Origin of the sequence: Acaryochloris sp. IP29b_bin.148 (assembly GCF_028285565.1) — a bacterium.
GTDB lineage: Bacteria > Cyanobacteriota > Cyanobacteriia > Thermosynechococcales > Thermosynechococcaceae > Acaryochloris.
In genome coordinates, this window is record NZ_JANQOY010000108.1 from 1 (window position 1) to 8,159 (window position 8,159).

The following is an 8,159-nucleotide window of genomic DNA, read 5'->3' on the forward strand; positions in this document are numbered from 1 at the left end:
CAACATATCGGGATGATTGATACGCACCCGACGCTGACCGGGTACTGCAGCCAGGGTAACTTGCCCCCCCTCAGCTGAGAGTGAGCCTGTATTTACGACCGTGCCGCCAATCAGGCTCAAGTTCTGCCCTTTCGCCACAGCCAGGTTTCCGGCATTGACGATACTACCGGGCTGATCAGCATTAAACAGCAAACTCTGGGGAGTCCCCCCTAGGGCAGCATAGTCATTGTCACCGACCGCGTTAAACCAACCCTTCCCAAAGCCAATTCCATCGGCGGTGGTTGCGCGAAAATCTGCAGGGACATTGATCGTGGCATTTGGACCAAACACAATCCCCGCCGGGTTCATGAGGTATAGGTTGGCATTGCTGCCAGTGACTTGAATCAGACCATTAATAACAGAAGCGTCTCCTCCGGTCACGCGCCCAAGAATATTCTTAATGCTGGGATTGCTGAGGAAGGTCGCAATTTCTCCCTTGCTAAGGCCAAATTTCTGAAAGCTATGAAATAGATTCGCTCCATCACCTGAAAGACTGCCACCACTGATGTTAAACCGCTTGCCATCAGCTGTGACAATTGTCTTAGTACCGTTGGGTTCGGTGACAATCGATTGAGCGTGGGCTGGCTGCATCCATAAGTACACACCCAAACACGGTAGCAACAGAATTCTGGGAGAAAGCCAACGTTTCATAACAACCCTTCGATGAAGATGATTTTGACTGAGGCTGCGCTTAAGTATGCCCATTTCGACAACATATTTGACTTCTCTCACACCGAATCTGTCAAAAGTGATTAACCAACAAAAGTGATTAACCAAATCTCTGAAAACAGCGACTGCTACCCCCAATTTTTCTGATCTTTACTTGTTGAAACTATCAGCCATGATGAGTTGTCAATACTCTGCATCAAAAACTGACCCTACCTAGCTTCAAGGGAAATACTAACCTCGATAATCCGCTATCTTCGTTCAATCCCCCTCTGTTAACGAAGTACTAAATCTAGAGAATGCGAGCTGAGTTGAAACACTCAGTTATCCATGGTCACAGTCATGAGAGCGATTAAGGGGTTGCAAGCCAGGGTGAAAAATTTGCTGGATCGCTAGCGTAAATCCCAGGCCCAATAAACGCTAGTGACTTGCAATCCACGTGCCGTTTCTAAGGCAATCACGCGCAACCCTCTGAGTTTATCGACAAAGCGTTGATAGGGGGTATTTCTGAGGGTTTTATCTAAAAGGGTGTAAGTTTTGGCGTGGCTGTGATATTCCTGCTTGCCGTATAGGAGCGCTAGTTCGATCATATCGGTGGAAATGGCCCGTTGTTGCATGCGACGTTTCGTATGGCTAGGGTCACTCACGGAACCAGATAGGAAAAACTCAGGCAATGAATCGATGCGGGAATCATCTGTTAGCAGTTGATGCAGCTCATGGGCGAGTTTCATGACTTTGACCTAGCAGAGGGGCGCTCATTTCAGCTTAAATCTAGGCCCAGCTGAGAGAAATGATTAAACTACGGATCTATGTAACACTACCGTTCTATCCACCTACGCAATAGTACTGATCTAGGTCTTGCAAAGATACAACAAAAATACCGGAGCTGGAGGAACAGAAGGCAATGTGAGCCTGGATTCCTTCTCATCATGACATAGGCTACACTCGCCAGGTCAAGCTTGTTTATAGAACTCCACGAATATCGTTAAGCCTGACTTTTAGTTTTTTAAAAATAGAGAGAGGCTCCCCTATTGAGGAGCGTGAAATCTAATGTATTGCAAGTCTAGGTTCCTCCCCAAGACAGAGAAACCTAGATAGGGTTATCAGTGAGAGTGAGACTGACCCGCTGGAACACCTGAAGGTTGTAGTAAGCTGAGCAAGTTACCATCCGGGGTCCGCATGGCAGCCACTTTACCGAAGGCAGGTTCTCTCACACGACCTTCGAGTTGGGCACCTAGAGATTCTAGAGTTGCTATAGCAGCATGTACATCCTCAACGTGAAAACTCAAAATGGGAGAATCACCACCCGCAGTTTCACCTGCTGCATGGAGCGCAATCGTCGTCCCGCCCGCATCTAGCTCTGCCCAACCGGGACTTTGCATTTTTACAGTCAATCCCAGCCCTTCTGAGTAGAACTTTACGGTTGCTGGAATGTCTTTGACCATCAGCATGACATGTTTAAATTCAGCGGCCATATTATTGATTCCTAAACGCCAATCACTGATCATGGTGACATTTATTCAATCAATCGTGGCCTAGATTTTAGTAAATGCAAACGTTTGATCATGGTTTGTTGATGAGATGGCTGTGACGTTGATTCTTTGTGAGATATCAAGGAAGAGCATCAGTAAAGATGAGAGCAATACTTGTTCCAAGGCTAGAAGGGATAACCTTCTAATGCCTGACCGACTTCCGTATTGTGTAAGGTGATAGGTTTTCTTTCCTTACGGCAGCAAAGATATCAAATCAAATTCCTGGCGGATATCTAACAGCGATCGATCAAGCAATGGCTCGAAATCCAGAAATGGCAGCAGCTTCTGGCGATTACGAGTTCTAATCCAAATGGGAATCAGGTCAATCAATACTGAAGGCAGTACGCTCAAAACTGCTCCATATAGCCAAAGCGCCCCCTTTTCTCGAATCATATCGTCATACATCACATCCACTGCAGGGGAATTTTTCATCTTCAGATACGTCCGAAAGGTACATTCACTCGTCCACCAAAAGAGCGGCAAAATTTTCAGCTCATCATGCATGCCTGTATCGCAGCCATAAATCACATGTCCCACATCATGTGCCCGTAAAATCTTGCCAAAGTGAGTGGGTTGAGTCCCTGGATTCGTGACATGCGGATTGCATGCATAGTACTCAATTAACCCTTCTCTCAGGGTTTGAGTACTCTTTTTATCCATATAAAGGGGAGGTTGATTCATTGAATTACGATACGTATATGTATCGTAATTCATAATAGCATCTATGAAAGATGCCTATAAAAAGTCGCCGGGAAGACCTCGTAGTGCGTCGTCTCATCAGGCCATGTTGAAAGCCACTCTGGAACTACTAGCCGAAGTAGGTTTTGAGAAGATGAGTATGGATGCGATCGCAACACGTGCAGGAGTAGGCAAGACAACCATCTATCGACGATATGCTAATAAAGACGAACTCGTTGCTGATGCCATCGAGAGTGTGCGGGAAGAGATTCGCGTTCCCGATACAGGGAGTTTTTGGGGTGATATGGATGCCTTAATCGAAAATGCAGCACAAATAACGCTGACCCCACTCGGCAAGCAAGCCGTTACCATGATTATTAGCAGCGCATCCAGTAATGCTAAGTTTGCGCGAGTTTACTGGGAAAAATATCTTCTACCTCGAAAACAAGCTTTCGCCAGCATCATTGAACGGGCAAAAGTAAAACAGGAAGTTGCAAGTGATGTGGATGCAGGTTTAGTATTCGACACGATGAGCGGCATTATGCTCTATGCATTAATCTTTCCACCGGAAGAAGCTTGGACAGACTATATCCGCCGTGCACTCAAATTGGTACTGCGTCCTATGCCGAAATAGTCCCATTTTCAGGATGCTTCTGATTAAAATGCTCAGGTGTCAGCCTTGGTAAGCGTTAGGAGTTCAGCATCTCTTGACCTGAGAGGAATGGATGATCAAAAAATTGCACCCACTTCTCATTTATTATCCCGAACCACTCTGCAAGGATTGCCGACAGCCACCGCATTGGCTGGAATACTTTTGGATACCAAGCTGCCAGCACCGATCACTGCATTTTCGCCAATATCAACCCCAGGCAAAATAATTGAACCCCCTCCAACCCAAACATTGGAGCCGATGGTGATGGGCTTTGCAAACTCGAACCCTTGCAATCGTTTGGCATTATCCAGAGAATGCCCTGCCGTATAGACCTGAACATTGGGGCCAAATTTTACAAAATCACCGATGGTCACCACTGAACAATCCAAAATGATGCAGTTAAAGTTCAAATAGACTTTTTGCCCCAGGAAGAGGTTATAGCCATAATCCAAGAAAAAGGGCGGTTCAATATAGCAATCTGCACCACATGAGCCAAAGGTTTGAGCTAAAATCTGCAACTTTTCAGGGCTACATCCTGGGGTTGAATTAAACCGATGACATTTCGCATGAGCTAGTGTTCTTTCCTTCATTAGCTCAGAATCAGAAGCAAGGTAATCTGCCCCAGCGAGCATTTTCTGCTTTTCACTTAACATTGGAAAAAAGCTATCGAGGGATGACTAACGGATCTGGAAACCGGAATTACCGACCAGATGACGTCCCCACTAAAGTTCGGGCTGGTGAAGATGAATTGTTTCGGATTGCCTCTTCCCATAGCTCCACCAACGTCTGAAAGGCCCGATCCCAACTGTAATTTTCAACACTCGATGGCGCATAGTCTCCCATACCTCGTCGTAGGGTCGGACTTTCGATCAGCGCTTGGAGCTTATCGGCAAAATCATGAACAGATTGGGGTTCATACAGATAGCCATTGCAACCATGCTCGATATTTTCGACGACTCCACCTGCCCGAGGAGCCAACACCGGAATCCCTGATGCAAAGGCTTCCAGAATGGTAAGACCTCGCGCCTCTTTCTCTGAGGTGGTGATGTGAATATCGCTATTAGCGAGCAGAGCAGGAATTTGGGATGGTTCGACTCGACCCAACAGATGGACGTGGGGCGTTAGGGATCCTAATTCCTCCGCAATTTCTTCCCGCATGGAGCCATCACCCGCCACCATTAGCGCTACTTGATCGCGATCAACGCTAGACAACACTTCTTGCATAGCCTTGAAGGTAAAAGCCCAGCCCTTATCCGGGGTTAACCGTCCCACAAATACCAGCTTGACCTGCTGATCCACCTGGGGTAAGGCATAGTTTTGGGCAAAGTAGTTAGGACATCGCAATTGGGGACTAAAGTTATCCGTATCAAAGCCCACTAGCCCAGCGTAACGAGAGTTTTTAATACCCAGTTTGATGATCTTCTCTTGGGTAATTGGACTGGTGGTGAAGGTCTGATCGTAGGCGTTATACACCCGACGCAGCAGCAGCTTAAACAAGTACTGTAGGCCAGCAATGGCAGCGGGTGGCCAATCGAAGTAATCCTCCGCATACTCAATAAAGTTGGTGCGGTAAAAGCACACACAGGGGATGCCCGCCTGCTTGGCATACTGGATACCTGGCGTTTGCAATAGTCCCACAGACAGTCGTTCAGGTTCATCCACATGAACGATATCGGGCTGAAATTCTTCTAGGGATTGCAACAGGTGTGGACGGGCTCGCCAACTGATATTACGTTCAAAGTCGAGCCCCATAAAGGCATCGCTGGGGAGATTGACGACTTCAATATTGGGGAGAATCTCACCTGTGTAGTCCTGCCAGTTGGGATAAACACTGGCCAACGTGCTGTAGTCAGGACAAAAGACCCGAACTTGATGCCCCCACTGACTTAGCTTCTTCATCCGGTTGAAGTCAGCGACGGTAACCCCGTCCACGACCGGGAGGAAACCAGAGGTAATCATTGCAATCTTCATGGAGAGGTTGCCTCCTCTAAACAATAGGCATCACGAACGTCTGGTTGAGGAACGGATATATTGGGTCGTTTTACAGTGGGCAATTCCACATCTAAGCGGCGCAAGCGACGGCTTCTAAAGGCCATGCCGGTTGCCAGTAAGTTGCCAATTCCCATCAGCAGAACCATTAAGGCAATCCCTCGACCTGCACCAATACCACCAATATAGGGACCGACGGTTTCTGCAAAGGGGCCACCCGCCATCAGGGGTTCTAAGAAGTTCTCCACCAAGGGACCTACGATAATGTAGGCAAAGATGGCCAAGGATTTTTCAATCATTTGCTGGAGGGCAAACACCCGACCCTGGTAATGTTGAGGGACTTTACTCTGCCAAATGGCTTGGTTACAACTGACGATAATCGGTTGGGCAAAGAGATACACAAATAGGCCCAGGGCTGCTAGCGGGATGGAGGTTTGGAGGGCCGCCATCAGCATAATTAGTGCTTGTAAGGGAATAAAGTAGAGCAGGCCATACACTTTCCGTTTGGGACCTCCCCAAGCCGTCATCACGATGCTGCCCAGCAGTAAGCCACTTCCACCAATGGAAAGGACATATCCTAACTCTTCCTGCGAGCCAAAATCCAAGATGAGTGGCCAAAACACGACTTCTAGAATGCCGACGGAAAAGAAGTTGGTGGACATATATTGCAGCAGTCGAGACAGGCCAGGACGCTTGGTGATATACCGCCAGGCAAACTGCATCTCTTGCAAAAGTCGTCGAATTTGGGGTGGCTTGGTGGGTCGAGTGCGCTCGATTTTGGGGAAGCGGGCAATCAGCAAGGTCGTTAGTGCCACGAGAAAGGTGCTGAAGTCGATAATCAGGATGCCGCCAATGCCCAGGATACCGATCAAGAGACCTGCGATCGCAGGTGAAATCACCCGAGCAATCCCGTGGGAAATCTGGACCATGCCGTTCATACGGCTATATTGGCTAGACGGCGTCAACTGTGCGATCGCAGCTGTATAGGCCGGCACTTGAAAGGCATTAAAAATTGAGCTAACACTCACCGCTAGATAGATATGCCAAATCTCTAGCTGATTGGTAAAGACCAAAGCACCAATAATCAGCGTACCAACACCTGCCGCAGCATCACTGAGAATCATCGCCCAGCGACGGTTCCAGCGATCCACCAGTGGTCCAGCAATGGGTGAAATCAGCAGATTGGGCAAGTAAGTGAACAAAATCACCATGGCCAACTGGCTAATGGACTGATTTTGTTGGTAAACCCATACGCCAAGGGCAAACTCTGTTAGTTTTGTGCCTAACAGAGAAACAACTTGCCCTAACCAAATCAGCAGAAATGTTTGCATCTAACTCCTTTAAACCTTCAAAACAGAATCAGCAGGCTTCTGGACTGAGGTAACTGCCCGAGAAAACCGCCAGTCCCCTACTTGAATGGGTACATCCGAATATCAATGGGGTTAGTCTTGCAAACAGGTGCAGACCGATGCGGTAAATCAAACCATTGCGCAGACTAGGTTGTCTTGTTTGAACGTCCATAGGATGTCTCATAAGCCCTGCAGAGAAAGCATGAAGAAAACTTCAGCAAGGCAAGATTAATGGTTGTTGAGGGCAATTCTTTTCAATACGCTGCTACAACAGATAGACCTAACTTAAAGAAGCAATAAAATTCACCTAGATTGAGCCAGTGGCTCCTTAAAATTCATTTTTATCGCTAATGAGTAGCAGTCTTATGACATTGGAAAATCAGATTTTGTTTCCTTACTGGAGAAGCATAGCTACCTTTAATAACTGACATCACGACCTATATGATTGCCGATATTTAAAGATGGGTTAAATGAGAATTAAGGTTTAAATCTGAGAAGCCATATAGGTCTAAGATGCTATTCCCTTCATGCAAAGTCAAACCTGAGTGTTTAGATTTCTTAAGTGTCCAGTGTGAGGTCTCCCATTACTTTTGAAATCAGAAAGGCCAGACCTGAGGATGCCCCAGCCCTCAGTCAACTCGCCATTCATGCCAAGGCCTATTGGGGATATTCTCCTGCGTTTATGACCGCTTGCCGACCAGAGCTAACGTATACGTCAGCCCAGATAATTCATCCCCAATTCCATTTCTTTCTAGCTGAAACGGGCGATCGGTTGATTGGTTTTTATGGCTTAGAACCATGTTCCGCTCAAGAGATGGAACTGCTCGCCTTATTTGTGTCTCCCGCTTTTATTCGGCAGGGCTATGGCAGAATCCTAATGCAGCATGCTCAAAAACAGGCCATGGCCTGTGGTACCCAGACTCTTATGATCCAGAGCGATCCAAATGCTGAAGCCTTTTACCTGGCGATGGGGGCGCGTGCGATCGCAAAAACAGAATCCGCTAGTATTTCGGGACGATATTTACCCTTGTTAGTGCTCGACCTGGCCAATTGCTGCCAATGATTTAGCGTCTCGCGGCCATTCGATCGCCTCTCCCTCCAGAGAGTGCAACCGTGCGATCGCACATTAGCCCAGATCTAAACCAAAGCTAATTGAACGTGAGTTCGACGCTAAACAATCGCGGCAGGGAGGGCCTTTAGCTCCTCAGGCGTCAGATCCAGAGCAGGCTTCATCGGGTGATACGAATAGGCAAT

9 protein-coding genes are annotated in these 8,159 nt (G+C 47.4%); 2 read left to right on the plus strand and 7 right to left on the minus strand.

The genetic code is table 11. The features are described 5' to 3' along the window. The 4 genes from Q0986_RS10165 to Q0986_RS10180 form a co-directional block, all read right to left on the minus strand. Positions 1-630 (minus strand): filamentous hemagglutinin N-terminal domain-containing protein (locus tag Q0986_RS10165; RefSeq protein WP_366918561.1); only part of this gene is annotated, 630 nt, incomplete at its 3' end. A 467-nt stretch (positions 631-1,097) separates the two neighbouring features. Further along, a complete protein-coding gene (locus Q0986_RS10170) occupies positions 1,098-1,436 on the minus strand; it encodes a DUF4258 domain-containing protein (protein ID WP_299409245.1) in 339 nt (112 codons plus the stop codon). A gap of 372 nt (positions 1,437-1,808) precedes the next feature. Continuing rightward, positions 1,809-2,180 carry a VOC family protein gene (locus Q0986_RS10175; RefSeq protein WP_299409248.1) on the minus strand — a complete coding sequence of 124 codons (372 nt, stop codon included), beginning with the start codon at positions 2,178-2,180 and terminating at the stop codon, positions 1,809-1,811. A 249-nt stretch (positions 2,181-2,429) separates the two neighbouring features. Continuing rightward, positions 2,430-2,918, minus strand: a complete 489-nt coding sequence (locus Q0986_RS10180) for a hypothetical protein (protein ID WP_299409251.1) — start codon at positions 2,916-2,918, stop codon at positions 2,430-2,432. Positions 2,919-2,961: 43 nt separating this feature from the next. Between Q0986_RS10180 and Q0986_RS10185 the strand changes: the two genes are divergently transcribed. Then, positions 2,962-3,549 carry a TetR/AcrR family transcriptional regulator gene (locus Q0986_RS10185; RefSeq protein WP_299409254.1) on the plus strand — a complete coding sequence of 196 codons (588 nt, stop codon included), beginning with the start codon at positions 2,962-2,964 and terminating at the stop codon, positions 3,547-3,549. Between the two features lie 116 nt (positions 3,550-3,665). On the opposite strand, the gene Q0986_RS10190 is transcribed toward Q0986_RS10185, so the two are convergent. The 3 genes from Q0986_RS10190 to Q0986_RS10200 are packed head-to-tail and all read right to left on the minus strand — an operon-like array spanning position 3,666 to position 6,887. Further along, on the minus strand, positions 3,666-4,220 hold the full coding sequence (locus tag Q0986_RS10190; RefSeq protein WP_366918560.1) for a sugar O-acetyltransferase: 555 nt from the start codon (positions 4,218-4,220) through the stop codon (positions 3,666-3,668). Positions 4,221-4,266: 46 nt separating this feature from the next. Then, entirely contained in the window at positions 4,267-5,538 is a 1,272-nt protein-coding gene (locus tag Q0986_RS10195) for a glycosyltransferase (RefSeq protein ID WP_299409261.1), read from the minus strand. After that, complete coding sequence (locus tag Q0986_RS10200) at positions 5,535-6,887, minus strand: MFS transporter (RefSeq protein ID WP_299409264.1); 1,353 nt, start codon at positions 6,885-6,887, stop codon at positions 5,535-5,537. Before Q0986_RS10200 ends, Q0986_RS10195 begins: the two co-directional genes overlap by 4 nt. Before the next feature lie 589 nt (positions 6,888-7,476). Between Q0986_RS10200 and Q0986_RS10205 the strand changes: the two genes are divergently transcribed. Next, positions 7,477-7,968, plus strand: a complete 492-nt coding sequence (locus tag Q0986_RS10205; RefSeq protein WP_299409268.1) for a GNAT family N-acetyltransferase — start codon at positions 7,477-7,479, stop codon at positions 7,966-7,968. The last annotated feature ends 191 nt before the right edge of the window (positions 7,969-8,159 follow it).

Bases quoted from the DNA above. Each gene is read 5' to 3' on its own strand.
- Q0986_RS10170 (WP_299409245.1), bottom strand. From the start codon at position 1,436: ATGAAACTCGCCCATGAGCTGCATCAACTGCTAACAGATGATTCCCGC.
- Q0986_RS10175 (WP_299409248.1), bottom strand. From the start codon at position 2,180: ATGGCCGCTGAATTTAAACATGTCATGCTGATGGTCAAAGACATTCCA.
- Q0986_RS10180 (WP_299409251.1), bottom strand. From the start codon at position 2,918: ATGAATCAACCTCCCCTTTATATGGATAAAAAGAGTACTCAAACCCTG.
- Q0986_RS10185 (WP_299409254.1), top strand. From the start codon at position 2,962: ATGAAAGATGCCTATAAAAAGTCGCCGGGAAGACCTCGTAGTGCGTCG.
- Q0986_RS10190 (WP_366918560.1), bottom strand. From the start codon at position 4,220: ATGTTAAGTGAAAAGCAGAAAATGCTCGCTGGGGCAGATTACCTTGCT.
- Q0986_RS10195 (WP_299409261.1), bottom strand. From the start codon at position 5,538: ATGAAGATTGCAATGATTACCTCTGGTTTCCTCCCGGTCGTGGACGGG.
- Q0986_RS10200 (WP_299409264.1), bottom strand. From the start codon at position 6,887: ATGCAAACATTTCTGCTGATTTGGTTAGGGCAAGTTGTTTCTCTGTTA.